This is a genomic window from Faecalibacterium sp. (assembly GCF_052358865.1).
GTDB lineage: Bacteria > Bacillota > Clostridia > Oscillospirales > Ruminococcaceae > Faecalibacterium > Faecalibacterium butyricigenerans.
Genome location: NZ_DAWCVJ010000008.1, coordinates 31,585 through 58,357, shown reverse-complemented (window position 1 = coordinate 58,357; position 26,773 = coordinate 31,585). Strand labels below are relative to the sequence as shown.

The 26,773-nt window shown below is 58.7% G+C and carries 20 protein-coding genes; 3 read left to right on the top strand and 17 right to left on the bottom strand.

Going from position 1 to position 26,773, the window contains the following annotated elements:
• Together lepA and ACT8X9_RS02800 are read left to right on the top strand one after the other, a co-directional pair.
• The coding region (gene lepA, locus ACT8X9_RS02805; RefSeq protein ID WP_444268055.1) for a translation elongation factor 4 at nucleotides 1–1,256 on the top strand (1,256 nt) is incomplete at its 5' end.
• Between the two features lie 206 nt (nucleotides 1,257–1,462).
• Nucleotides 1,463–2,581, top strand: a complete 1,119-nt coding sequence (locus tag ACT8X9_RS02800; RefSeq protein ID WP_444268054.1) for a glycosyltransferase family 4 protein — start codon at nucleotides 1,463–1,465, stop codon at nucleotides 2,579–2,581.
• A gap of 43 nt (nucleotides 2,582–2,624) precedes the next feature.
• On the opposite strand, the gene ACT8X9_RS02795 is transcribed toward ACT8X9_RS02800, so the two are convergent.
• The 16 genes from ACT8X9_RS02795 to ACT8X9_RS02720 all read right to left on the bottom strand — a co-directional run bounded on the left by ACT8X9_RS02795 (nucleotide 2,625) and on the right by ACT8X9_RS02720 (nucleotide 23,053).
• Complete coding sequence (locus tag ACT8X9_RS02795) at nucleotides 2,625–3,770, bottom strand: glycosyltransferase family 4 protein (protein ID WP_444268053.1); 1,146 nt, start codon at nucleotides 3,768–3,770, stop codon at nucleotides 2,625–2,627.
• Nucleotides 3,771–3,781: 11 nt separating this feature from the next.
• Nucleotides 3,782–4,957 carry a radical SAM protein gene (locus tag ACT8X9_RS02790; protein ID WP_227620163.1) on the bottom strand — a complete coding sequence of 392 codons (1,176 nt, stop codon included), beginning with the start codon at nucleotides 4,955–4,957 and terminating at the stop codon, nucleotides 3,782–3,784.
• Nucleotides 4,958–4,975: 18 nt separating this feature from the next.
• Nucleotides 4,976–6,163: a glycosyltransferase family 4 protein gene (locus ACT8X9_RS02785; protein ID WP_444268052.1), complete on the bottom strand. Its 1,188-nt coding sequence runs from the start codon at nucleotides 6,161–6,163 to the stop codon at nucleotides 4,976–4,978.
• A gap of 8 nt (nucleotides 6,164–6,171) precedes the next feature.
• Nucleotides 6,172–7,095, bottom strand: a complete 924-nt coding sequence (locus tag ACT8X9_RS02780; RefSeq protein WP_444268051.1) for a DUF6625 family protein — start codon at nucleotides 7,093–7,095, stop codon at nucleotides 6,172–6,174.
• Nucleotides 7,058–8,365, bottom strand: coding sequence for a hypothetical protein (locus tag ACT8X9_RS02775; protein ID WP_444268050.1), 1,308 nt, complete (start codon nucleotides 8,363–8,365; stop codon nucleotides 7,058–7,060). The genes ACT8X9_RS02780 and ACT8X9_RS02775 overlap by 38 nt, the downstream gene beginning before the upstream one ends.
• Nucleotides 8,366–8,401: 36 nt before the next feature.
• A complete protein-coding gene (locus tag ACT8X9_RS02770) occupies nucleotides 8,402–9,253 on the bottom strand; it encodes a metallophosphoesterase (protein ID WP_349138528.1) in 852 nt (283 codons plus the stop codon).
• Nucleotides 9,254–9,262: 9 nt separating this feature from the next.
• A complete protein-coding gene (locus ACT8X9_RS02765) occupies nucleotides 9,263–11,113 on the bottom strand; it encodes a hypothetical protein (protein WP_444268049.1) in 1,851 nt (616 codons plus the stop codon).
• 30 nt (nucleotides 11,114–11,143) lie between these two features.
• A complete protein-coding gene (locus ACT8X9_RS02760) occupies nucleotides 11,144–12,700 on the bottom strand; it encodes a hypothetical protein (RefSeq protein WP_444268048.1) in 1,557 nt (518 codons plus the stop codon).
• Between the two features lie 226 nt (nucleotides 12,701–12,926).
• Entirely contained in the window at nucleotides 12,927–14,894 is a 1,968-nt protein-coding gene (locus tag ACT8X9_RS02755; protein ID WP_444268047.1) for a TRAP transporter permease, read from the bottom strand.
• 117 nt (nucleotides 14,895–15,011) lie between these two features.
• Entirely contained in the window at nucleotides 15,012–16,136 is a 1,125-nt protein-coding gene (locus tag ACT8X9_RS02750; RefSeq protein ID WP_444268046.1) for a TAXI family TRAP transporter solute-binding subunit, read from the bottom strand.
• A gap of 366 nt (nucleotides 16,137–16,502) precedes the next feature.
• Complete coding sequence (locus ACT8X9_RS02745) at nucleotides 16,503–17,273, bottom strand: SDR family NAD(P)-dependent oxidoreductase (protein WP_443845616.1); 771 nt, start codon at nucleotides 17,271–17,273, stop codon at nucleotides 16,503–16,505.
• Nucleotides 17,274–17,300: 27 nt separating this feature from the next.
• Complete coding sequence (pdxA, locus tag ACT8X9_RS02740) at nucleotides 17,301–18,368, bottom strand: 4-hydroxythreonine-4-phosphate dehydrogenase PdxA (protein WP_444268045.1); 1,068 nt, start codon at nucleotides 18,366–18,368, stop codon at nucleotides 17,301–17,303.
• Between the two features lie 22 nt (nucleotides 18,369–18,390).
• Nucleotides 18,391–19,305, bottom strand: coding sequence for a 4-hydroxy-tetrahydrodipicolinate synthase (gene dapA, locus ACT8X9_RS02735; protein WP_444268044.1), 915 nt, complete (start codon nucleotides 19,303–19,305; stop codon nucleotides 18,391–18,393).
• Between the two features lie 19 nt (nucleotides 19,306–19,324).
• Nucleotides 19,325–20,491 carry an iron-containing alcohol dehydrogenase gene (locus tag ACT8X9_RS02730; protein WP_444268043.1) on the bottom strand — a complete coding sequence of 389 codons (1,167 nt, stop codon included), beginning with the start codon at nucleotides 20,489–20,491 and terminating at the stop codon, nucleotides 19,325–19,327.
• A gap of 23 nt (nucleotides 20,492–20,514) precedes the next feature.
• A complete protein-coding gene (locus ACT8X9_RS02725; RefSeq protein WP_444268042.1) occupies nucleotides 20,515–21,675 on the bottom strand; it encodes a sialidase family protein in 1,161 nt (386 codons plus the stop codon).
• 124 nt (nucleotides 21,676–21,799) lie between these two features.
• The gene (locus ACT8X9_RS02720; RefSeq protein WP_444268041.1) at nucleotides 21,800–23,053 is read right to left on the bottom strand and encodes a four-carbon acid sugar kinase family protein; all 1,254 of its coding nucleotides are present in this window, start codon (nucleotides 23,051–23,053) and stop codon (nucleotides 21,800–21,802) included.
• A 220-nt stretch (nucleotides 23,054–23,273) separates the two neighbouring features.
• Between ACT8X9_RS02720 and ACT8X9_RS02715 the strand changes: the two genes are divergently transcribed.
• Complete coding sequence (locus tag ACT8X9_RS02715) at nucleotides 23,274–25,088, top strand: PrpR N-terminal domain-containing protein (RefSeq protein WP_444268040.1); 1,815 nt, start codon at nucleotides 23,274–23,276, stop codon at nucleotides 25,086–25,088.
• An 89-nt stretch (nucleotides 25,089–25,177) separates the two neighbouring features.
• On the opposite strand, the gene ACT8X9_RS02710 is transcribed toward ACT8X9_RS02715, so the two are convergent.
• Nucleotides 25,178–26,743 (bottom strand): MFS transporter, encoded by a 1,566-nt coding sequence (locus ACT8X9_RS02710; protein ID WP_249233689.1) that lies wholly within the window; start codon nucleotides 26,741–26,743, stop codon nucleotides 25,178–25,180.
• Nucleotides 26,744–26,773: the final 30 nt, after the last annotated feature.

Here is a 26,773-nt window from a genome sequence, read left to right as displayed (position 1 = left end):
CCGGCGACCCCGACGCCCCCCTCAAGGCCCTCATCTTCGACAGCATCTATGACAGCTACAAGGGCGTCATCGTCTATATCCGCGTCTTTGAGGGCACGGTGAAGCCCGGCGACACCATCCGTCTGATGGCCACCGGCGCACAGTTCACGCTGGTGGAGGTGGGCCACATGGGTGCCACCAGCCTGACCCCCTGCGCCCAGCTGCAGGCCGGCGAGGTCGGCTACCTGACCGCCAGCATCAAAACTGTGCAGGACACCCGCGTGGGCGACACCGTCACGCTGGCCGACAACCCCACCGCCGAGGCCCTGCCCGGCTACCGTCAGGTCAAGCCGATGGTCTTCTGCGGCATCTACCCCGCCGACGGCGCAAAGTACCCCGACCTGAAGGACGCGCTGGAAAAGCTGCAGCTCAACGATGCCTCCCTGACCTTCGAGCTGGAGACCAGCGCCGCACTGGGCTTCGGCTTCCGCTGCGGCTTCCTCGGTCTGCTCCACATGGAGATCATCACCGAGCGTCTTGAGCGGGAATTTGACCTCGACCTCATCACCACCACCCCCAGCGTCCGCTACCGCCTGACCCTCACCGACGGCACAGTGGAGCTGATCGACAACCCCTCCAGCTACCCCGACCCCTCCAACATCGTCAAGCAGGAGGAGCCGTTCGTGGACGTCCACCTCTATACCCCCAACGAATATGTGGGCAGCCTGATGGACCTGTGCCAGAACAAGCGCGGCGTCCTCATCGACATGAAGTATCTGGACGACGTCCGCGTGGACCTGCACTACGCCCTGCCGCTGGGCGAGATCGTCTACGACTTCTTCGACGCCATCAAGAGCCGGAGCCGCGGCTACGCCAGCTACGATTACGAGTTCAAGGAGTACCGCGAGAGCGATCTGGTCAAGCTGGACTTCCTGCTCAACGGCGACCCCGTGGATGCCCTGTCCATGATCGTCTTCCGGGACAACGCCTACGCCAAGGGACGCCGCATCTGCGAGAAGCTGCGGGACAACATCCCCCGCAACCTCTTCGAGATCCCCGTTCAGGCAGCCATCGGCGGCAAGATCATCGCCCGCGAGACGGTCAAGGCCATGCGCAAGGACGTGCTGGCCAAGTGCTACGGCGGCGACATCTCCCGCAAAAAGAAGCTGCTGGAAAAGCAGAAGGAAGGCAAGAAGAAGATGCGCCAGCTCGGCTCTGTCTCCCTGCCCAGCGAGGCTTTCACCGCAGTCCTCAAGCTCGACAGCAACGACGATTGATCCGCACACCCTTCCCCTCCCATCCGGAGGGGATTTTTTTGACGGCTTGGCTAAGATTCTTATCTCCGAGTATTGACCTTTGCATCAAAATTGTGTAAAATATACATAACATTGAAACAAATTGTCATTTTTTGTCACTTGCAGTCAAATATTTCCACTTTGTATTCCTGGAATCATACATGAAACAAGAAAGAGTTGATGCAACTATGCGGATCGCTATGGTAGGGCACAAGCGGGTGCCCTCACGGGAAGGAGGGATCGAGGTCGTTGTAGAGGAGCTTGCCGCGCGGATGGTGATGCACGGCCACAGCGTCACCTGCTACAATCGCACCGGCCATCACGTCAGCGGAAAAGAATACGACATCGAGCACCTCGACGAATACCGTGGCATCCGGCTCAAGCGGGTGCCCACCATCGACCGCAAGGGCCTTGCAGCGGTGACGTCCAGCTTCTTCGGCTGTCTTGCGGCGGCGTTCGGCCCCTATGACGTGGTCCACATCCACGCCGAAGGGCCTGCCATGTTCTCATGGCTTCCCCGCCTCACCGGCAAGCGGGTCGTCCTGACCGTCCACGGTCTGGACTGGGCACGGGACAAATGGAAAGGCTCCTTCGGCTCATGGTATATCCACACGGGCGAAAAGACCGGCGTCCGGTTCGCCCACGAGATCATCGTCCTCAATCACAGCACACAGAAGTATTTTCAGGACACCTACGGCCGCGCCACCCGCTATATCCCCAACGGCGTCAACCCTGTGGCCCCTGCGGCCCCGGACATCATCCGGGAGAAGTACGGCCTCGAGAAGGACTCCTACATCCTCTATCTGGGCCGGATGGTGCCGGAAAAGGGCTGTCACTATCTGGTGGATGCGTTCAAGAAGCTCCACACCGACAAAAAGCTGGTCATCGCGGGCGGCTCCTCCGACACCCACTGGTACATCGACCAGTTGAAGGAGCAGGCCGGCGGGGACGACCGCATCATTTTCACCGGCTTCGTGGACGGTGCGCTGCGGGAAGAGCTTTACAGCAATGCCTACCTCTTCGTCCTGCCCAGCGACCTTGAGGGAATGCCCCTCTGCCTGCTGGAGGCCATGAGCTACGGCAACTGCGTCATCACCTCCGACATCGAGGAGTGCTACAATGTCATCCACGACAACGGCATCGTCTTCCGCAAGGGCGATGTGGACGACCTCGCCCAGAAGCTCACCTACGCCCTCGAGCATCCCAATGCGGTGCGGATGTTCAAGTGGCTCGCCGCCGAGTACGTCTGCACCCGCTTCCCGTGGGATAAGATCGTAGTCGAGACTCTGAAACTGTATCAGAAATAACGAAAGGCTGCTGCACAAAACGTGCGGCAGCCTTTTTGGCGTTTTATCTCGTTTCGTAGCCCTTCAGAAAGCGGCCGGCGAGGGCGTCCCATGTATTCTCATGGATGACCGTCTCATAGGCCGCCTGCTCCATCCGGGCCTTTTTTGCCGGGTCGGCGGCGACGTCCAGCAGGGCCTCTGCCCAGCGGGCCGGGTCCGATTTTTCCAGCACGATGCCATTCTCGCCGCTGCGCAGCAGCATATCCGCGCCGCCGTTGGGGGTGGTCAGCACCACCCGGCGGAAGAACATGGCCTCCAGCAGCACCATGCCGAAGATCTCGTACTCCGTCGGCAGCAGGAAGAAGTCTGCCTGCTGGTAGACCCCCTTCATCTGGTACTGCGGGGCTTTTTTCTGCCAGAAAACCCAATCCGTCAGCCCCTTTTCCCCAATGGCCGCTTTCACGCTGTCCCGATACGTCTCGTCCCCGTCGCCGATGAGGTAGAGGCAGGCGTCGGGGTCGCTTTTCCGCACCTCGGCCAGCACATCCAGCAGGAAGAAGGGGTCGCGGCGCGGCTCGATGCGGCCGATGTAGAGCAGCTTCAGGCCCTTTTTCTGGGCGCGCATCTTCCCTTCCAGCTCGGTCTGCCCGGCGTCCGGACGGTCGCGCAGAAGCTCGGCATCGATGCCGACGCCCACCGTCGTCACCTGCTCCGGCGAGAGCCGCTTTTCCAGCAGGAACTTCCGGGCCAGCTCGCTCTTGGTCAGGAACCGGGTGCCCCGGCGGCGGTAGCGCCCCACGAAAAAGGCGTCGAACACCCTGCACATCCGGTTATAGTTCTTGTTGAAGGGCGAATAGTAGGGGCCGTGGTAGATGACCGTCTTTTCGGGGTACTTCCCGGCCAGATGCCATGAGAACATCTGATTGTACTCGGCGGTCTGCAAAACATCGTACTGGGCGAAAAGTGCATCCTGCCCGCTGAACCAGACGTTCTTGAGCAGGACTTTCCCGTGGCGGTAGAAGACCCGGATGGGCTTGCCGCCCTCTGCCTCCACCTCCACAGTCATCTCATCCCCGTCCGTCCAGAACAGGATGTCGGTAGAGTGGCCCCGCTTGACCAGCGCTTTGGCCAGCCCCACCTCCTGAATGTTGTAGGTGTTCTTGGTCACGTCCAGCAGGCTGGGCCACGGACGAATGATGAGTATCTTCATCGGCTTCTCCCTCACTGTCTGAGCTGGCTTGCAAGATCAGCGTCCACGATCTCCTCGCCGGACTTATGGCGCAGCTGCTCCTGTGAGGCGGCGCTCAGGCCGTTGTTGACCACACAGTTGAGGTCGCAGGTGGAGCAGCGGTCCAGCTCCTCCTTCGTCACCCTGCCGTCGCGGTAGTCGCGGCAGACCTTCAACTCGTACATACTGTAGGGGGTCTTGGTGAAGAGGGCCTTGAGCTTATGGGTCAGCACCCAGAAGCCCGGCTTCCAGATGTACTTGTGCATGGCGGGCGAGACCGAACCGATCATCCAGCAGGCGCGGTCGCAGTGGCGCACCTTGGCGCGGACCGCGTCGGCCTCGGGGCTGCTCCACAGCTCCTCCCAGCTCTGGGTGTTCAGGTTGCCCATGACCTCCTTGTCCTTGGTGCCGTTGCAGGGCATGACGTCGCCGTAGGGGTCGATGAAGAAGGTGTCGAAGCTCATATCACAGGGCAGCAGACGCTTCTGGCCGTAAAGATAGTTGATAAGTCCATGGTTGAAGTAGGCGCGGAACCACTTCTTGGGCGAATTGCTCCGCAGCAGCTCGTTGATGAGGGCCTCGAAGTTCTTGGCCACCATCGGGCGGTCGTGGATGATGTTCTTGGCCTCCACGAAATAGAAGCTGTTGTGCAGGGTGGCGGTGGCAAACTCCATCCCCATCTCATCCGACAGGCGATAGAGGGGCACGAGGTCGGGGGCGTTCTTGTCCTGCACGGTCATGCCGAAGCCCACGTCCTTCATCCCCATCTCCCGGAGCTTTTTCAGGGTGGTGTAGCCGCGGTTGTAGCCGTCGGCGAGGCCGCGGATCTCATTGTTGGTCTGCTCGAGGCCCTCGATGGAGATGCGGATGCCGATGTCCGGGAACTCCCTGCACAGGTCGAGGATGCGGTCGGTGAAGAAGCCGTTGGTGGAGATGACGATGCGGTCCGACTTCTTCCGCAGCTCCCGCACGATGTCCTTCAGGTCGGTGCGGATGAACGGCTCGCCGCCGGTGATGTTCGTAAAGTACATGGGCGGCAGCTTGCGGATGGTCTCGAGGCTGATCTCTTCCTCGGGCTTCGAGGGGGCCTTGTAGCGGTTGCACATGGTGCAGCGCGCGTTGCAGCGATAGGTGACGATAACGGTTCCGTTCAGTTTCTTGGTTGCCATGATTCCTTCTCCTCCATATTACCCTTGGTACAGGCGCATCAGCTTTTCCGCATACGCCTCCACGGTGTCGAAGCGGGTCTTGCCGCAGGCCTTTGTGTAAGCGTCCAGTCTGGTGCGGTCGCCCCAGAGTGCTCTTATCTTTCCGGCCAGCGCATCGGCGTTCCCGCTCTCGAACAGCTCGCCGTTCTCCCCTGCGTCGATCAGCTCCGGGATGCCGCCGATGTCCGCGCCCAGCACCGGCGTGCCGTACATCAGCGATTCCATCACCGAGAAGGGGCAGTTCTCGTACCACTCGGACGGGTAGACGCTGAACCTTGCCCCGGCGATGAGCTTCCGGAGCGCCTCGCCCGACTGGAAGCCCACATTTTTCAGGTTCGGGATACCGGCCAGCTCCCCTTCCAGCGGGCCGCTGCCCGCCGCCACAAAGGGGATGTCCGGCAGCGCCTTGCAGGCTTTTGCAAAGGTTTCGACGCCCTTTTCCTTCGCAAAGCGTCCGAAGTAGAGCACATAGTCCTGTTTTTCCACATCCGGCGCTTTTTTTGTGGAAATAAAGTTGTGCAGGGCCACCGTTTTGCCCCGCAGGATGGGGTCGGTGTCCAGCTTTTTCTTCATGAACTCCGAGCAGCAGACGATGGCGTCCAGCTTTTTATAGACCTTTTTCCACCGCCAGAACGCCGCCTCCGCAGCGCCGATGGCGCTCTTGGCGGCAGAGCCATGGATGCACTTGTGTCGGATGCAGGAGGCAGACTTCCCGCTGAGGCAGTCTTCGCAGACCTGACCATCCACCCGGCAGCACATATGGTTCGGGCAGACCAGCTGGTAGTCGTGGGCGGTGTAGAGGATGCGGCAGGGCTGTCCGCTCTCCCGCCGCCACTTGTCCGCCTCAAGGAGGACGCTGGGCGTCAACTGATAGTTGAAATTGTTGAGATGGATAACATCTGGTCGAAAATCATCCAGCACCAGCCGCAGCTTCTGCCGAGCCTCGGAGGAATAAATGGTCTTGAGCGGGTATGTAAGCTTCGCCAGCCTGCTTCCGCCGTGGAAATCCATGCCGCTGGTGTAGGCCCCCACCCGGTTGCCCACACAGCGGCCCTCGTGCTCCATCCCGAAATACTGCACCTCGTGGCCCATCTTTTCCAGCTGCTTTCCCAGCTCGAAGATGTATGTCTCTGAGCCGCCGTTGGGGTAGAGGAATTTGTTTATCATCAAGACCTTCATCGCTTCAACCCCTTACACATCCTGCCCAATTTTCCAATGATACGGTTTTTCCAGTAATTTCTCTCAAAGTTCTTTTCCTTCTGGCGGTCGCGCTTGCCGATGTGGCTGCGGTCGCTCGAAATAAGACCCACCGCAAAAAGATAGAAATGGTCTTTGTCGTATGGCTCGAATGTCAGCTTCCGCTTCTGGAAATGCACATACAGCACTTCTTTGCGCGTTCCCTCTGCTGTACACACCCAAAGTTTTCCGTTCTGCCACTCAAAATAATTCGTTTCTTCCGACTGATACTCCGGAATCAATCGAGGTGACAGCCATCCTTTGGAGACGTCCAAATCCGCCATATCCATCACATTATAATTCGGGATACCGTTTTCTTTTATAATGCGGGAAAGTCCACCATCCCCCCACTCGTCAAAACAGAATGAACCCTCGTGCGTAAAAACATACTTCCAGTCCAGCAGTCCTTCATGAGGAAGCGTCCGATACCACGCATTTACTTCCGGTATATTCCGATAGATGGTACAATGTCCTCGGGTATAAATGCGATTATACTGTTCAAGGACATCCTCGGTAACAAATCGGCGGATGTCACCCCAAATCAGGTCTATATCACAGTGTCCCCAAAAATCATACCCGCTCAAATACTTTGCAAACACCTCACCATAGGATGGCTTGAAATCGCAGAACTTATAGGGTGTATCCATACAAATGGGAAAATCAAAATTAGCCTGAAACATCCCCCGCAGCTGTTCAAAATCAAGTGGGAAATGCTTCACATTTTCCGGCATTGACCCGGGCATCGGTTCAGATGTAAAGAGAAGAAAATCCACTGACGGGTTGCTCGCACAGCTCTGAAGCCACACCTGAAAATAGTCCGGCAGTTTACCAGACCACGGGACTACGAATGCAATTGTTTTCATGTATACCACCCTTTATTAGTTCATTGATTTCCAGTGTCCTCGCTCTCTTTTCTGCCACTTCAAAACACCACACCATGACCGCCATCCGATACAGGACATTATTGGGGAAATAAAATGAAGTATTATCCGTCAGAAATGTAAAGAACACATAAAAGTTCATAGCCATAAGGGCATATGCGGGAATATCTCCGTACCATTTACTGACCCGGTGTATGCGGAATGCCAGCTCATAGAATATCCAAATCCACCAGCACCAGAAGCCAACTTCAATGTAAAATTCCAGATAGACGTTATGGACTGCATTCACCATAATGCGGTCGTTCTGATGTTCTGTACCGTAAGCATAGATGAAACGGATGCCTCGTCCCAGATACGTCGGCGACAGCTGATAAAAATCCTCGTAGTAAGTGAACAGTACGTCACGGCTCATCAAATTGATTTCGTGCTTATCGCAGAAATCAAAGAAAACATGGGTCTTGATAGAGATGAGATAAAGAAAAATCAGCACGCCCACCGTAGCCGCCGCAATGGTCGCCAGCGTCCACAGATGTTTTGGCTTCAGCCAGTACATCACATAATATATGCCAATCGCACCCACGACTGCTGGAATTGCGATACGCTTGAATCCCATTGTAAAAAAAAGCCAACTCACAGCAAGACAAAAAATCTGAATCTTCCAATTTTTTTCTTTGTGGATAAGATAGTAAACGGCACAAACACCCCAGCCATAGACCATATCATGCAGTTCCATCGAACGCATTGCACTACCAGTGTCGTCTGCGAATGTGACGAGCAGACGGATGTACTCCGAGATAAAAGTCCCGATGCCCGCCCGAGCTGCGACTTGCAGAGCCACAAGGCCGTTTGCGACTGTCATACCCACGACCGTCAGCGTCAGTGTATGCTTACCAAACAGATAAATCGCACCCGCCACAAACAGCAGATTTGTCATCATATAGATGACATTCTGGGAGCCGCGAACAATAAACGCCAAGTTTTGAAATTCCGAGATCCAGATACCCACTGACCACATCCAAAACAGCATATAGGGAAAAGAAAAAAGCAAAAAAAAGCGCATACAAAATTTTGCTCTTTCAAATAGCGGATGGATGAAGAACATTGCGCATGCCCAGCCGAAAACCAGCATATTGATGGCATACTTCAAACCTACCGGCAACCGATAGCAGGCGCAGTAGAAACTCACGGTCATGAGTACTATATACAGCCCCATCCCGCCTATCTTTACAATTTTGTTCTCAAATACATCCATTCGTTCTAACATTCCTGTCTTGTCCCTCGCCGTGGCTCAATTCACATCCACGACCACCAGTTCCGGCTGGTTGAAGATGCGCGGGAACGGCTCCGAATCGCCGAGGCCGCGGCTGATGACCACCTGCGACTCCCCCATCTGGTTGACCCCGCTGGTGTACTTGGGCAGAAAGCCCTGACTGGTAGACCAGAGGCCTTGACTGCCGATGCGCACCTGTCCGCCGTGGGCGTGGCCGCTGAGCACAAGGTCGAACTGGTACAGCTCCAGCGAGGTGTCCAGAACCTCCGGGCAGTGGCAGATGAGGATGGTGCAGACGTCGTCCAGCTCGTTCGTCTCGCCGTTCATGGCGTCGGCCACCGCGCGGGAGTTTTCCCGTTCCAGCTGGGCGCGGGGCCACTCGAAAAAGCCGCCGATGCGCAGCTTCCTGCCCTTGAATTCCACGTCCTCATAGCTGCCGTTCAGCCAGTGGACGCCGGTGGCCTGAATGTCGTCAAAAAGGGCGTCGCTGCCGCCCGCGTACCGTCCCCCCCACTCGTGGTTGCCGGGGGCGTAGTATACCGGCGCGATGTCCACCAGCTGATGCATCAGGTCGAGCACGACGTGGTAATCGGTGTCCGTGTCGATGTTCATATCGCCCGCCACCGCGATGAGGTCCGGGGCAAGGTTCTGTATCTTCCGCACAAGGTCGGCATTGTCTTCGCCGTACTCGTGGAGATGCAGGTCGGACAGCAGAACGATGCGCAGGTCTTCTACCGGCTTATCCACCGTGACCGAATAAAACGTCGTGATGAAGCTCTTATTCATCTGCAGATTGTACAGCAGGATGCCGCCCAGCACAAGCACGACGGCCAGCAGCCCTGCCAGAATTTTTTTACTCATCTTTCCCATAAATCACTCTCAGCTTTCGCTCTTCAGCGGCGACGACTCAGCCGCCTTCCTTGCATTTTCGGCCTCCTGACGGGCCTTTGCGTCCGCGCAGCGGCGGATGGCCAGCCGCAGCAGGGCGCGGATCTCGTAGGCGTCATCCTTCGCCGAGTTGGAGACGCCCGTAAAGACGCAGGGGCCAAACACGGCCAGCTCGGTCTTGGCCAGCAGATTGCTCAGGCGGTCGATGCAGTTCCTTGCCAAGTCGATGCTGCAATCTTCCAGCAGGACGATGAAGTGTCCCGCGCCGTTGTAGCCCACAAAGCCCAGCGTCCGGAAGACGTATTGTAGCTGGTCGCCCAGCGCCCGCAGTGCCTTGTCGCCGTCGTTGCGGCTCATCCCCGAGAGGTCGACCTGAATGTGGATGACGGTGAACTGGCCGTTCAGACGAACGGTGCTGTAGCGGTCCACCATGGCGTCGCACCGCTCGCGGTTGGGCAGGCCGCTCTTCTTGTCCACATAGAGATAGTAGTCCACAAAATCGCCCAGCCGTCCGAGGAAGATGGCGCAGAAGCAGCCCAGAAAGAGGAACAGTATCACCGACAGGGCCGCATAGAGCTTCAGGTTGAGCTTCGCGTTGACCACGATGCTGTTCTTCATCTTGATGTTGTCCGCGCCGTTGACCTGATTGAACTCCTCGACGGTCTCGATGGAAAGCTCATACAGGCTGGTGAATTTCTGCACCAGCTCGTCGATGCGTTCGCTGGCCCACTGGGCCTCGGCGCTGGCGGGGTCGGTGTTCCGGGTCACATCGGCGTAGGCGTCCAGGATCTCCTGTGCCTTTCCCTGCGCGATGGCGGCGTCGATGCGCTCAGCGTGGAGGTCAGCGTAATGCTGGATGAGCTTATCGTAGGTGGTGGTGACATCGCCGGAGGGCTGGGTGGTGTAGTCCCGCACCACATCGGTGATGATCTGGGTCTCGCCGCCGTCGGCGTTCCGGTTGGCCGAATAGACCGCCGCGCCGTCCAGCGTCTTGTCGCCGAACTGGTCGATGATGTCCTTGGCCTCAGAGATGTTGTTGTTCAGGCTGTCGATCTGAAGCTGGTAGCGCAGGATGGCGTTCTTCTTGGTGTTGACCAGAAGGGTGTGATCCCGCACCAGCTTATTGTTGATAATGTAGGCGTAAAGGTCGTTCAGGGCGTTCTGGGTCAGATATTCATACTCCGATACGAGGTCCGAGAAGGAATAGCCCGACTTCACGCTGTAAAAGCCGTATTTCTCTTCTGCCTTTTTTCGCAGAAAAGCCGCACTCTCGTTGGCGTTGTTGCGCAGGATCTCCACGCAATCAATATACTCGTAGTTCGCCACCGAGACGTTGCTGGCGTTGTTCGGGAAAATATCCGCGTCCACATGGGTCTCGCTGTAATATTGAAAGTAGTTCGTCAGCACCGAGTCCAGCACATTGCGGGCGTAGTCGGTGGCGTCCTTGTTGTCCACCGTGAAGGAGACCGCGTAGGTCGTGGGATAATACTCGTATTCGTCGCCGTTGGAAAGAGCCGTCTCCTTTTTGGTCTCTTCATCCTCCGGGATGACCTCCTGCACCGAGATCCGGGGGCGGATGGACTCGGTGCTAGCCGTCAGGCCCAGATCCTGAATGGTCTTGTTGATGACCGATGCCGAGGTGATCTCGGAAGGGTCGATCCTTGTTCCGTCGGCGTTCAGGCCCTCGCTGGCGTTGGGGCCTGCGTACTGGATAACGGCTGTGGCCGTGTACGACTGCCGCGACGAAATAAACTCATACACGCCCAGACAGCCCACTGCCGTGACGAGCATGATGACGAACCACCATTTTTTCAGGTAGCGCAGCAAATCAAAACTTTTCATTCTTCCTCCATCCTGTCCCAGAGACGGATATTATTCGTTCTCCATCCGCTGGCGCTGGCGCCGGACGCACGCTTGGACGGCTGCGCCCAGATAGCAGACCGCACAGACCAGCGCGGCCAGCATCACGCTGCGTTTCACGTTATAGCGCTGCATGAAAGACATCTGCGGCTCACTGAACATAAGATAGCTGTGGATGCGCTGGGCGTAGCAGTCGGCGTCCAGCTCCCGTGTCGCGCTCACGATGTCCGCGAGCTGCTGGGTGATGTTGTCCACCATGGCCTGCGCCATCTGTACCTCATACGACTCGGTGTACTGTTCCAGCGCCGTGACCTTGGAGTTGTTGGTGGCGATGCTCTTCTGGGCCTCCACCGCCGAGCTGAGCAGCTCGTTGGCCTGCAGGGCCAGATCGTCGATGCCGATCTTGGTGCGGGACATATAGAATGCACCGTCGTTGTCATAGGTGGGGATGAGCACCGAGGAGACCATCTTGTTGTTGTAGTTGTCCAGAATGGTCATGTAGATCGCGCTCTTCTGGGAGTCGCTCATCTCATCCCACCGCAGGGTGCGGTTCAGTTCGTTGAGGTCGTCGATGCAGCGGAAATTGTTCTTGGCCACGCCTTTTTCCCAGATGTAGCTCTGGTATTCCCGGAGGGTATAGCCCTGCAGGTTCTGTACCTGTTTCTTGATGGCACTGTAGCTCTGGCCGCTGGCGGAGAGATAGGAGCCGTCCTGATCGTTGCGCACCGTGAGGTAGTTGTTGACCCGGTCGATCATCATGCTGAAGTAGGAGCCGATCTCCTCGTAGTCCATGTCGCTGTAGTCATCGTCGATGTCCAGCGAGGTGGCGTTGACCCGGTAATCTGCGGTGAACCGCTTGAGGTATACCCGGCATATCTCGTCGAGGAAGTCCTGCACCGTGATCTTCCCCCAGAGCGTCCACGGCAGCTTGACCGAGAGATAATAGGACGAGCTGATGTAATAATCGTCCTCCTTGGTCACGATCCGGCTGGTGGTGGGGCTGATGGAGATGCAGTCCGCGAGGTCGGCGGTCGTCAGGTCGTCCTGCAGGCCGGTGGCCTGTAAGATGGCCTCGAGGTACTCCTGCGTCAGGAACTCCGACTCACTGAAGCGTGCGCCGTTGGGCGTCTTGCCGGTGACACTCTCCTCATAGTTCAGGGACATGGTGGTGCTGGCCCCAAAGCTCTTGACGGTGGTAAGTACGAACATGAACCCCAGCGTGCACACCACGCCCACGGCAAAGAGCCAGCGCACCTTCTGCACGAAGACCTCGAACAGAAGGCGGAAGGAGAGAAGGCTGTTGAGGAAGTTGTGAACGGACGAAAAGGCCGGTCTCCTCTTCAGGCGGTGCTTCCAATGTCTGCGGAAGCGTCCTCGCTTTTCCCGGGAGGCTTCTGTCTCCTCGGCTTCGCTGTCCTCTTCCGGCTCGTCGCCCTCTTCGACGATGTTCAGCTCTGCCCAAGCGGCGCTCTCCTGCTCAGGCGGACGCGCCGACCCAGAGCCGCGCCCCCGTCTCTCTTTCGGGCCGACCTTTCCTTCATGCTTTGGTTTTCTTCCCGCAGATCTCATTCGCAGTTTTCCTTTTCACTCTCTTTATGGTCACGCCCTGCTGACAGGTGCGTATAATTCAACTATTATATAATACCGCAATTCGTTCTTAATTACAACTACTCCGGAATTTTTCACATCCGTTCTGCCGCATTTCAGGGCAAAAGAAAGCCCCTGCCTCCGGGGATACCGGAAGTAGGGGCTTCGCCGAACTGTGGCTTATGAAGAAGGTATTCGGAAGGTACCGTTATGCAGCCTTTGCGCCGTTCTTCTTGCTGGCGATGGTGTCGAGCATCAGCACGCCAACGCCCAGAACCACACCGATGATGGAGGAAATGACCTCAGGAGCGATGAGCAACAGAGCTGCGATAAACAGGGCGACGCGCTCAAAGGGCTTGAAGTTGCGCTTGAAGTAGCCAGCGACAGTGACTGCGAGGAAGAAGGTGCCCAGCAGCATCTGGGCTGCGCCGATGACGATCTCAACGACAGTGCCTTCCAGCAGGATAGCGGGATTGTAAACGAAGACAAAGGGAACAAGGAAGCCGACCATTGCAAAGGTGAAGCCCTTGATGCCGGTCTTCATCGCGTTCGCATCTGCGATACCGGCTGCGGTGTAGGACGCCACGCAGACGGGAGGCGTGATCTGAGCCATGATGCCGTAGTAGAAGACGAACATATTGGCGCACAGAGCGGAGATGCCCAGAGCACGCAGGCAGGGAACGAAGAGGATGACGCCGACCAGATAAGCGGCGACGGTGGGCAGTGCCATGCCCAGCAGCATGCAGCCGATCATTGCGATGAGCATTGCGGCAAACAGGTTGGTGGTGCCGAGGCTGCTGATGAGGGCGGAAAGGTTGGTGGCCAGAGAGGTCTGACCGGTGACGACGTTGATGATGATGCCGCAGGCAGCGGTGGGGATAGCGATCTCAGCGGCCTGTTTTGCACCGTCGAGGCAGCAGTTCCAGATGCCCTTCAGGTCAACGAAGTCCTTTTTCTCATTGATGAAGTAGCTGACGACGTCGCAGATGAGGCAGGATGCAATGCCCATCATACCGGCGCGCATCAGGGAGGCACCGCGGATGATCATGACGACGAGGATAACAGCGGGCAGCAACAGGTACAGGCGGGGAAGGATGGTGCGCTCGACCTTGATCTTAGCGTCCTGCTCCTGAGCTGCGTTCTGGTGCTTGGCAGCCAGACGATCCACCAGCACAAAGACGGCGAAATAGTAAGCGACAGCAGGCAGGATGGCAGCAGCGGCGACGCGGCTGTACGGGACACCCAGCATCTCAGCCATGATGAATGCGCCGACGCCCATGATGGGGGGCATGATCTGACCGCCAGTGGAAGCGACTGCCTCAACAGCGCCCGCCTCCTCAGGCTTGTAGCCGACCTTCTTCATCATCGGGATGGTCATGACACCGGTGGTTGCGACGTTTGCGACAGCAGAACCGGAGATCATGCCCATCAGGCCGGAAGAGATGACGGCTGCCTTTGCGGGGCCGCCGGAGGACTTGTTGGAGAACTTCATGCCGATGTCGATCAGCAGCTGACCGCCACCCATCGAGGAGAAGAAAGCACCGAACACGATGAAGTAGAACAGGGTATTTGCGGAGGTGTACAGCGGAGTTCCGAAGACGCCGCTCTCGCCCATAGTCATGCCGACGCAGAACTGCTTGATGAACTTTGCGAAGGTCTTGCCCTTGGTGAACAGGATGCCGGGCAGATAGGGAGAAGTGAAGGCGTACAGGATGAAGACCGCAATGAAGATGGCCAGGACGATGCCCAGCGTGCGGTACACGGCGATGAGCAGCAGAACGATGGTCATGACCATGAAGATGTAGTCGATGCCGTAGACCGGCTGCACAGAGACAAAGTCCAGCAGGCGGGCGTTCTGGCCGACAACGTACCACAGCATATAAGCGAGGCAGATGAACAGCAGGATATCAAACCAGTTCATCCAAGCGTGGGCGTTCAGCTTCTTTTCGTCCACGGGCTTGCCCTCAGCCTCGGCTGCCTTTGTCACTTTCTTGCGGTAAGCCTTGTCAGCCGGGTTGTACAGGAAAACCAGAGTCAGTGCAAGGATCAGATGCAAGGGACTCTGCAGCATGGGGTTGAGCTGCTTGACCAGAGCCAGATACATCTGAAAGGCGAAGAACGCAACGGTGACGATGACGGCCAGCCAGTTGCGTATCGTTTTCTTTTTGGCGTCCATAAGCGCGTTTCCTCCTAAAGAATATGGATACGTTTGCCTTATAAAAAAACCTGCCGGGCTTCCATGCCGCCCGGCAGGCCTTTTAAGACCTAGTGATTCGGAATGCGGGGCGGCTTATCAGTCGCACTCGTAGCCCATTTCCTCGTAGTAAGCCTTGGCACCCGGGTGCAGGGGGCAGCCGGTGTAGCCAGAACCGCCTGCGATGGTCGGGTCGAAGTACTCCAGAGAAGCAACAGCGGTGACCAGAGCCTCCTTGTTCTCGCAGATAGCCTTGGTCAGGGTGTAGGCCACGGCGGCATCCATGTTGGCGTCTACGATCAGGCACTGCTGGCTGCCCACGGTCTCAATATCGGTATCCTGCTTGTTCCAAGTACCGGCCTCGACCGTGACGGGAGTGTAGCCCATCTCGCACAGCTTGTTGCGGGTGTCCTCGTTCAGCTCAACATCGTACATATCGTGGGTCAGACAGAGCTCGGTGGTGTTGGACTGGCCCTTGCCGATGTGGTCGATGGTCATATCGTACAGATCATCCTGCAGGCCGCTCTTGATGGCGTCGCCGCCGGTCTTCTCGACCTTGCCGCCCCAGCTCTCGATGTCGTCGAAGGTGATGCCCAGTGCCTCGCAGACCTTCTCAGCGGTCTGCTCGCCGAAGCTGCCGTTCTTCTTGATGACCATCTTGACGGGGTACTTGTTGGCGACGACCTCTTCGAAGGTCTTGTAGCCGGTAGCATTGACGAACTTCTGGGTAAACATGATGTTGATGAAGTTCTGGCCCAGACCGCCTGCTAGACAGGCAATCTCGGTGCAACCGCCGAACTCATACTCGGAGGTGCTCTGCTCATAACTCCACTTAGCGGGGCCGGCATTGGACATGACCAGATCGCACTCTCCGCCTGCATTGACGATCACGGGTGCACCCACACCGCCGGGAGAGGTGGTGGTAATATCGATGGTGGAGCCTGCGGGCAGCTCAGGAAGCATGACGCTCTGCAGGGCAGCAGCATAGTTGTAAGCAGCGGTGCCGACTTCCTGAGCGGCGAAGGTCAGCTGGACAGGCTCAGTCAGTTCCATGCTGCCAGTAGCAGCTGCGACGCTGCCTGCAGCAGCGGAAGCTGCGGTAGATGTAGCAGTGCTGCTTACGGCGGTCTCAGCACCGGGGGCCAGCCCTGCACAGCCTGCCAGAGCGGCAGAAGCACCAACGACACCAGCAACCTTCATGAAATCTCTGCGCGTGATCTTCATAATGTTTTCTCCTTTTCTCTTGGGGGTCTCGTGTGTCCGAACCGGACTGTGTCTTTCAACCTTCTTCAGCAGCGTTGCCACTTTTCACAGTCTTTGTTCGTTTATGTTGTCTAAATTATATTCAATTCGGTCAGCTGTCGCAAGAGAGAAGTTCTGTCAGACCGTTTCATTTTGCAGCACAAATCAATTTTTTGCCCAAAAGCGTCCCAGAAATCGTTTCATTTTGGAACAAATTCAGAAACTTAACCAGAATTATTGTTTCAAGATAGAACTTTTTATAGACTTCGTTCCTTGTGTGTCATTTTTGTCCTCTATGCAGAAGGCCCCCGGCCTTAGCCGGGGGCCTGTTTCTGTGAACTTCTGCTTTTACTCCATCAATTTTCCGCCGTTTGCATTCAGACTCGCGCCAGTGATATAGGCCGCCTGCTCACTTGCAAGGAACACGGCACACCGCGCCACGTCCCAAGGTGTTCCGAGACGATGCAAAGGTACTGCCGACATCACCTTTTCGCGGTATTCTGGCGTCCAGCTCTGGGACATATCCGTCTCGATGGGGCCGCATTGCACCGCATTGATGCGAACGCCTTGCGGCGCAAATTCCAGTGCCCACTGACGAGTCAATGCCGTGAGACCAGCCTTGGACGCGCCATAGGCCGGGTTCGCATTGGGATGAGGCGCACGGGAAGCGGAAGATGTGATATTGACGATGCAGCCTTTGCTCTCGCACAAAGCCTGCAGTAGCTTCTGGGTGATGCGGAAGACCGAGACGAGGTTGACCTGAATGATATGGTCAAAGGTCTCCGGGGTAGTCTGAAGCGTGCCGTCACGGTCAAGGATTCCGGCGTTGTTCACCAAAATATCCAGTCCGCCCCATTCCTCTGCGGCGGCGGCAAACTTCTCCGCCGTTTCCGGGGTGCAGATGTCGCCAAGAACGATCTGGCATTTCTGCCCCATGGCGGTGATTTCCTCTCTCAATGTAAGCAGTTCGGGCTCCTTGCGGGCGTTGATGATGACATCTGCGCCCTCCAGCGCCATCTGACGGGCGATCTCGCGCCCGATGCCGCGGCCTGCGCCCGTCACCAGCGCACGGCGGCCCATCAGCAGTTTCTGCGGAAGTGTTCTGATCTCGTCCTGCATGCCTTTTCCTCCTTCAGCCATTTTCTCTTATTTTCTGCCGGTCATCTTGACGGCATACTTGATGGCATTGACAAGGCTCAGCTCGTTGCCGTTGCCCTTGCCCGCATGGTAGAAGTCGGTGCCATGGTCCACACTGGCGCGGATGATGGGCAGGCCGAGGGTGACATTGACGCCCTCGACTGCCTTCCACTCCTGCTTCTCGCGGTCATAGACAAAGCCCACGGTCTTGAGCGGGATGTGGCCCTGATCGTGGTACATACAGACCACGATGTCATACCAGCCGCCGATGGCCTGCGAGAACACGCTGTCCGGCGGGCAGGGGCCGACGACGCCGGTGATGCCCTCTGCCTTGGCTGCCTCGATGGCCGGTGTGATCTCCTCGATCTCCTCGCGGCCGAACAGGCCGTTCTCGCCGCAGTGGGGGTTCAGACCGGCCACTGCGATGCGAGGCTCTGCGATGCCCATATCCTTGCAGGCCTTGTTGGCAATCTCGATGACCTCGAGGACGCGGTCCTTCTTGACCCGGTCGCAGGCCTCACGCAAGGAGACATGGGTGGAGACATGGACCACCCGCAGGTCGTGGTGGGCCAGCATCATGGTGTATTTCTTGGTGTGGGTGTAGGTAGCATAGATCTCGGTATGGCCGTCGAAATGGGTATAGCCGTCCGACCTCTCGCCGTGATAGTACTCCAGCGCCTTGTTCATGGCTTCCTTGTTCAGGGCGTTGGTGCAGGTGGCATCCACCTCACCGGCCATTGCCAGTTCGATGACCTTTTTGACGCACTGGAAGGCCGCATTGCCGCCCTCTACGCTCACCTTTGCCATCTCGAACTTGCTGATGTCCTCGATGAGGTCAAGGTGCAGCACATCAATAGTTCCGGGGGTGAACAGGGCGTCCGAGACGTTCTCGCAACGATGGATGACGATGTCCTCCCGGCCCACGAACTTCTTGGCCCGCTCCATGACCTTGACGTCACCCACGACGATGGGGCGGCAGTAGGTGTACTGCTCCGGGTCTGCCAGAGCCTTGATGGTGATCTCCGGGCCGGAACCGGCGGGGTCGCCCATCGTGATGCCAACGATCGGTTTTTTCATAGCAGCGCTCTCCTTGCTCCTCTCAGTTCAGGCCCTTGGCCGCGTTCTCGGCCAGAACCTTCTTGATGGCTTCCAGACCCTCTTCGGGGACGTAGTTGAAGGGTGCGCGGCACTTGCCGACGTTGCGGCCCTGCAGGGCCACGGCGGTCTTGATGATAGTATTGGGGTTGCCGTACTTGAAGGTCTGCTGCAGGATGGCGATGGCATCCTGCGCGGCCTGTGCGCCCTCGAGGTCGCCAGCCTTGAAGCAGTCGTAGATCTTTGCGACGGTAGCGGGCCAGATGTTGGCGCGGCCCGCAATGCCGCCTGCACCTCCCTCCTTCAGGCAGGTCAGGATCGCGCCGTCGTTACCTGCGAGGATGGCAACGTCCTTGTCCAGCTCACGGGTCAGGCGGATGTAAGCCTTCAGGTTCTCAATGTCGCCGCTGGAGTCCTTTGCGCCCACGATGTTCTCCACATCGCGGCACAGCGCCTGCACAGTCTCGGGCAGCAGCTTGTTGCCGGTGCGGGCGGGGATGTTGTAGAGGATGATGGGCAGGTTGACGGCCTTTGCCACGGCCACATAGTGGTCGTACAGCTCTTTCTGGGAGGCCAGCGCGAAGCTGGGGGTGATGATGGACAGAGCATCCGCGCCCATCTCCTCGGCGCGCTTGCTCATGCGGATGGTCTCGGCGGTGGTGATGCAGCCAGTACCGGCGTAGACGGGGACGCGGCCCTTCACCTGATCGATGACGGTGGCGAGGATCTCTTCCTTTTCTTTCAAAGAGAGGGCATATGCCTCGCCGTTGGTGCCCAGAGGGAACATACCGTGGACGCCGCCTGCCAGCAGACGCTCGACCTGCTGCCGCAGAGCCTCGTGGTTGACGGTCTGTTCGGGGTCATTGTTCATGGGGGTGATCACCGGGGGGATAATGCCTCTGATCTCACTGGTCTTCATAGCGTGTTCTCCTTTTCTCTTACATGATCTCCTGATACAGCTTGCGGGCGTCGTCGGGGGTAACGGGGCGCATATTGTTCACCAGCAGGCGCTGCACCTGCATTCCGGACTCGACCAGACCCTCAAGGTCCTCTGCGGGGACGCCGAACTCCTTCAGACTGGTGGGGATGTCCAGATGCTTGACGATGGACTCAAGGCGGGCGATCATCCATGCGGCCTTCTCCTCCACAGTGGTGCAGGTCTTGTCCTCGTGGCAGCAGCGGTCATATGCCGCAGCCAGACGCTCTTTGACGGCGGGATGCTCACTGTTGAACCGCATGACGGGGGCCAGCAGGATGGCGTTGGACACGCCGTGTGCGATGTGGTACTTGCCGCCCAGAGGATAGCTCAGGGCGTGGACAGCGGTGGTGCCGGAGGCGGTGATGGCCAGACCGCCGTAGTAGGCTGCGATCTGCATCCGGTTCTTCTCTGCCATGGCCTCGGGGTCGTCGCAGGCCTTCTCGATGTTGTTCAGGATGAGGTCAAGGCCTTCCAGAGCGTAGAGGTCACTGAAGGGATTGGCCTTGTTGCTGGTAAAGCACTCGATGCAATGGGCCAGAGCATCGACACCGGTGGCCGCTGCGATCTTGCGGGGCAGGTTCTTGATCATGCGGGCGTCGAGGATGACGTAGTCGGCGATCATATTCTCGTTGACGATGCCCACCTTCAGCTCCTTCTCGGGGACGGCGACGATGGCGTTGGGGGTGACTTCCGCGCCGGTGCCGGCGGTGGTGGGGATAAGGACGATGGGCACGCACTTCTGGGCCATACCGGGGGCATCCAGCAGCTCCTTGACGCCGTAGTCGTCCGTCACCAGCACGCTGGCCAGCTTGGCGGCATCCATGACCGAGCCGCCGCCGCAGGCCACGATGAGATCCGCACCGGAAGCCTTGAACTCATCCACCAGCTTCTGGACTGCCATATAGCTGGGTTCGGGGGGCAGCTCGTCCAGAACATAGTACTCTGCGCCGGAGGCCTTCACAGCCTCCTCGGGCAGGGCAAACAGACCCGCGCCCTCGATGCCCTTATCGGTGAACATCGCCACCTTTTTTGCACCGCGTGCCTTGATGATGGCGGTGATGTTCTCCATTGCATTCTCGCCGCCGTAAACTGCGTGCGGCATCTTCAGGTTGTACTGAGTCAGCATAACAAATTTCCTCCTTCAAAAAATCAACGGGTCTGAGCGGCGGTGGGGTTGTACAGCCCCACCGTCTCGCGCTTCGCGCCCATGACATCTTCTTCACGGAAGCGGATGTATTTGATGCCCTGACGGGTGCGGGCCGCATAAGTCAGGTGCATGGCACCATCGCGACTCTGCATCAGGTAGGGATACTCGTACTGCTTGTTATTGGTCTTATTCTCGTCCCCCATGAAGCCCTCGCCGCGCTCCATCCAGCGGATCATCGGGAAGGTCTTGCCGCCGTCCTCAGAGAGGGCCACAGCCACCGGGCAGCGCAGGCCGGGCCATGCGGCCTTGCCGGGCACAGGGTTCGGGGTGCAGGTGGGGTTGTAGGCGATCGCAATACGTCCGCTCTGCAGCTTGAGAGCGCTGATGCTGGAATTGTTGTTGGGCAGCGGAGTAGCCGTCGGCTCGCTCCACGTCTCGCCCCAGTCGAAGGACTCGCTGCGGTGAATGCGGTAGGCCTCGCGGTTGCGCATGAAAGCCACCAGATGGCCCGGCTCAAGCTCTACGACGTTGGCATGGACATGACCATTGCTCTTCGGCATCATGACCATATGCCAGGTCTTGCCCTCGTCGTCCGAAATGCGGAAAGCAGTGGGGTCGCCGGACAGACCCTCAGCCGAGTCGGTGCAGAGCCAGTTGGCGAAGATCCAGCGGCCATTGCTCAGCACCTGAATGGGCTGGCGGCAGAAGGTGCCCTCCTCGGGGAAGATCGTCTCATAGGGTCCCCACGTCTTGCCGCCGTCGGTGCTTTTCTGGCAGCGGACGACCGCTGTGTACTGCATATTGTCCTTGCCGGCCTGTCGGTCGAGCTGTGCAGTATACATGGCCCACACCGCGTTGTCCGGGCCGTAAAACAGCGAGGGGTTCTGCTCGCTGCGGGTGGGGTCGCCAGAGATGTCCACCGGCGGGAGCCACTGGGCACCGTCCTTGGGCAGGACAGAGCAGATGATGCGGATGTCTGCGCTGCCCTCATAAGTACCGGCGAACCAGCAGCACAGCAGCGTGCCGTCGGGCAGCTCTACCATGGCAGGTGCATGGGCGGTGGGATAGCCGCCGGTGGGCAGCAGGGCTTCCAGCGTACCCATCTCTTCGTTTTCGTAGATCGTGCCGTCCCAAGTCAGGCCGGGAAGTTTTTTATATGTCATAGTATCCTCCAAAAATCAATCGTCCTATCGCAATTTTAAAAAGCAATGCCTATCAAACCGGCATGTTTGCGATATGCAGTTTGCGGATGTTGCTTGTGCATTAAAAACGCAAACTGCTATAAATTTACTCCGCTGCAATGCGGTCTGCAAGGTCGAGCAGCAGCCTCTCGTGGCCGAAGCCGCCCGACTTGGTGATGACGTAGCGGGTGCAGCCCCGGTAGGTAAAGCGGGCCAGAACGACTCCCTTTTCCATCTCGCACACCGGCTCAAGCTCCTTGATGCCCACGCAGTTCATGCATTGCAGCAGCGTGTCGCCGCCGGTGAGCAGCAGAGTGCCCAGCTCCGGGCTGGTGAACAGTGCGCCCAGCATATGGCCGATGCTGCTGGCGATGCCTACCCGCAGGCCCTCGAGGTCGAGGCCCCGGGCGGCGGCGTAATCCGCCGTGGGCTGGTTGCCGCCCTCATCGTTGGTCTCAATGATGCAGCGGGGGTTGTCCGCCAGCATCCTGTCGATGTCCCGCAGGGCCTGCCTGCCGTTTTCGCTCTCCCAGTAGCCGGGGTCCAGCTTCTGGCGGGGGGTCAGACGCAGGCGGGAGAAGCCGTTCTGCTCGGCCACATCCAGCTGGCGCAGGGTGATGGAGTTCACGCTGCCGCAGACCACCAGCAGCCGGGCGTCCAGCTTCGGCACAGCGACCGCCCTGCGCCCCTCCATCTTCATCAGATCAGGCAGCAGGGCTGCAAAGCCGGCGCAGCCGGCCATCAGGCGGGGCCGGCCCTCCCGGAACAGGGCGCGGCCGGTGGAGGCAAGGTCGTCAAGACTCCCGGCGTCAAAGACCAGAATACCCTCCTGCTGCGGGATGCTTTCGCCCTCTTTCAGGGCAGGAAAACTGGCCGTGGGCAGGTCGGTCTGTTCTTGGATGAGTTCCGTCACTCTGGCGTGACGCACCGGCTCGAAGGGGTCGATGCCGAAGGGGCTTTCGGTCACAGGCACACCGCTGATATAATGTACGCCGCCGCGGGTCACCCGGTCGATCTGGGGAAAAGCCGGCAGGAACGGCAGCTGGCGCTCCCCGCTGGTCTTGAGCAGGGCCGAAAGCTCCGCGCCGATATTTCCGCGCAGGGCGGAATCCGTCTTTTTATAGATGCTCAAGACGCCCGCGCTCATGGCCTCCCGCGTCAGTTTTGCAACGACCGCATAGGCATCTGCGGCCGGCAGATGGCGCGTCTCGGTATCCACCACCAGTACGGAGGCGTCATTGGCTGCGAGATCTACCTGCTCGCCGACCACCACGCGGGTCGGGATGCCGCAGGCGGCAAACTGGACTCCGGTGTCCAGTGCCCCCGTAAAGTCATCTGCAAGGATCAGCAGAAGCAGCATAAGGTTGCTCCTCCTCTCATGATTTATTCTCTTGCTATCATTATGCCTCATTTTGACAGGGTGCGCATGGAAATCAGCGCCTTTTTTCGTTTTAATTTGAAACGCCGCTCAAGTTTTTTTGTTTTGCGCCCACAAAGCGTTCCAAAAGAGAACGCTTTAAGTTTGCTTTTCTGGGGCTTTCCTGTTAGAATAGTAGCAAATATGAACGGAGGGATCTGCTGTGATCGAGACTCATACCCGCATTCTGGGCATCGCCCCTTACGACGGAATGCGCACTGCGATGGAGCAGGCAGCGCAGGCCTACCCCAATGTTGAGATGGACATCTACACCGGCGACTTGGAAGACGGACAGGCCATCGTGCAGCAGATGCAGCCCAATTCCTACGACTGCATCATCTCCCGCGGCGGCACGGCCGCCCTCATCCGTCAGGTGACAGACCTGCCGGTGGTGGACATCCACATCTCGGTGTACGACGTGCTGCGCACCATGAAGCTGGCCGAGAACTACTCGAGCCTCTACGCCATCGTGGGCTTCCCCTCCATCACCGAGCCGGCCCACACCCTGTGCAGCCTGTTGGACTTCAACCTCGACATCCTGACCGTCCACAACGCCGACGAGGTGCGCCACACGCTGGAACGGCTGCAGCAGGGCGGCTACCGGATGGTGGTCTGCGATATGGTCACCCACACCATCGCCCGGGAGATGGGTTTCGACGCCTTCCTCATCACCTCCGGCGTCGAGAGCCTTCACGCCGCCATCGATCAGGCCGTCAGCATCAGCGCGTGGTTCGGCGAGCTGCGGCAGGAGAACCTCTTCCTGCGCAGCATTACACAGGGGCAGAATGGCCGAGTCATCGTCATGGAGTCCAGCGGCGACCTCTTCTACAGCAGCATCTCCGAGGTCCCGCCTGAGCTGAGCAATGTCCTGCGCTCCCACATCCGGGACATCCCAGCCAGCGGCAACCTCCGCTTTTACTATACCGAGCGGGATCAGCTCTACAGCATCACCGCCCAGCAGCTGCTGATGAACAACATCCAGCGCTGCCTGTTCTACTGCGTCCCGTCCCGCATCCCCCTCCATTCCAGCCGCCCCGGCCTGCGGACGCTGAACAAGGGCGAATGTGAGTACCTCTTTGCCAACAGCTTTTACAGCCTGAGCGGTGCGATGGGCACACAGGCGGCGGAGATCCGCTCCCTCGCCCTTCTGCGCCAGCCGGTCTTCATCTACGGCGAGCCGGGCACCGGCAAGGAGCAGATCGCGCGGTATCTCTACCTGCACAGCGCCCTTGCGAACCACCCCTTCATCGTGGTCAACTGTGCCCTGCTGAACGAAAAATCGTGGGATTTCCTGCTCAATCACTACAACTCCCCCCTCAGCGCCACCGGAAATACCATCTACTTCCAGAATTTCGAGGTCATCCCGCCCCAGTGGAGCGCCGAGCTTCTGGCTGCCATCGAGGAGACGGGCCTTGCCCGCCGGGTGCGCCTCATCTTCTCCTGCTCCACCGCAGACGGCGCATCGGTGCCGGAGGTACTGCGGCGGTTCAGCGAGCGTCTCGGTTCGGTGTCCCTTCCCCTCCCCTCCCTGCGCAGCCGCTCGGACGAGATTCCTTCCCTGTCCAGCCTCTACCTGAACAGCCTGAACCTTGAGCTGGGCAAGCAGCTTTCCGGCTTTGAGCCGCGGGCCATCGAGATGCTTCGTCAGTATCCGTGGCCCAACAACTACACCCAGTTCAAGAACGTCCTCCGCGCCCTTGCCGTCCTGTCGGACGGCCCCTACATCCGGGCCGGGACGGTGGCCGACCTGCTCTCCAAGGAGCGAACTCTGCGGACCGTGCCGCAGGTCGCCTCTGCCCGCAAGCCCAGCGGGCAGACCCTCGAAGAGGTCATCATCGACGTCGTACAGCAGACCGTCGCCGCCCACGGCGGCAACCGCGCCGCCGCCGCCCGCCAGCTGGGCATCAGCCGCACGACCCTCTGGCGCTATATGGAAAAGATCGAGCAGCGGCAGCAGACCCCCGAAAAAGAGTCCTGAAGCGCACAAAAAGCACCGGCTTTCTCACGAAAACCGGTGCTTTTTCTCATGGTTCTATTCTACGCCCGCGCAGGCAGAGGAAGAGCGCCTCAGCTGCGGTACTCGGCGGGCAGCTGGTCCATGCTCTGCCACTTGGCTATGGCCTCGTCCAGCTTCATGCCCTTGGCCACCGCGTCGCGGCGGCAGGCGTTGACGGCCTGGATCTCCTTCATCTTTTCGCCGGTCAGGGTGTAGCCCTTCATGGCGATGAGGGTGGCGGCCCAAGCCACCATCGGGATGATGCAGAACAGCACGATGACCACCCAGTTCATGCCGGGGGTGTAGGGGTCGTACTGGGTGGGCAGGCTTTCGAGGCCGATGAAGCTCACCGCGATGCCCACGACGGTAGCGGACAGGCTGGACACCAGCTTGTCCACGAGGCTGAACAGGGTACCCATGATGCCGGGGATGTAGTTGCCGCTGCGGTAGGTCTCATAGTCCGAGCAGTCGGCGACCATCGGGATGGGCATATCGGCGGTGGCGTAGTATGCGCCGTAGCCGATGCCGAAGAAGGCGATGAAGAGGATGGTGTACAGGTTGATGGACAGGCCGTTCTCTCCCATGATGGACAGGGTGAAGGCGTCGCTGCGGCCCCAGAGCAGCAGCAGGACCAGCACGCCGATGTAGCAGATAAATGCCACGCTGACGTACTTCATCAGGCTGGCCTTCTGGCCCTCCTTCTGGCTGGTGCGGACGGTGAGCAGGAAGAAGGGCACGCTGAAGACATAGCCCAGCACCATCATGGGCAGGTAGAGGCCGTCGTAGTTGCCCATCATGCAGCCGTACAGCATACAGAGGACGGTGGTGTTGGTGGCGATGGAGAGGGCCAGCTTGCAGCCGGCACCCGCCACCATCAGGCGCTGCATGGGGTTGTTGTTCTTGATGATCTGAACGTACTCGTGGAGCTTGACCTTTTCGCTGGCCTCGCCGCCGATGCCGAAGTACTTGGGCTGGTCCTTCTCCCAGATGCCGATGATGGCCAGAATGGTGAGCAGGATGGAGATGACGATGCCCACAGGGGCCAGTGTGCGGAAGAAGCCTGCGGAGGCGTAGCCGCCCTCATAGTTCTTAGCGAGGATGGGGGCGAAGAACTGCATCGCGCCCATGCCCAGCAGGCTGCCCACGGTGTTGAAGATGGTAAAGAGGGGGCGCTGCTTGGGGTCGTTGGTCAGGACGGTCTGGCCGGAGCGGGTGCAGCTGGTCTGGAAGGTATAGCCGATGACCCAGACCGCATACAGGGCCACAAAGGCGGCGTAGCGCAGGCCCATCGAGCTGGCGGGGATGAGGGGGGTCAGACAGTACAGCACGAGGATGCTGGCCGCCATGATAAGGTTGCCGATGACCATGAAGGGCCGGAACTTGCCAAATCTGCCGTTGGTGCGGTCCATCAACGCGCCGATGATGGGGTCGGTAATGGCGTCGAACAGGCGCATTCCCGTGACCATGACCGATGCGAAGATCATGGACAGGGCCAGCACCTTACTGCCGAAGGTAGCGATGTAGGAAAGCACCAGCACATAGTACACGTTCGTCGCGCCGTTGTTCAGCGGGAACAGCACCAGCTGGTAGGTCTTGGCGCGGTTCAGGCCCGACGCCTTTGCGGTTTGTTCACCCATTTGCGGTGTCTCCTTTTTTACAGAAAACGG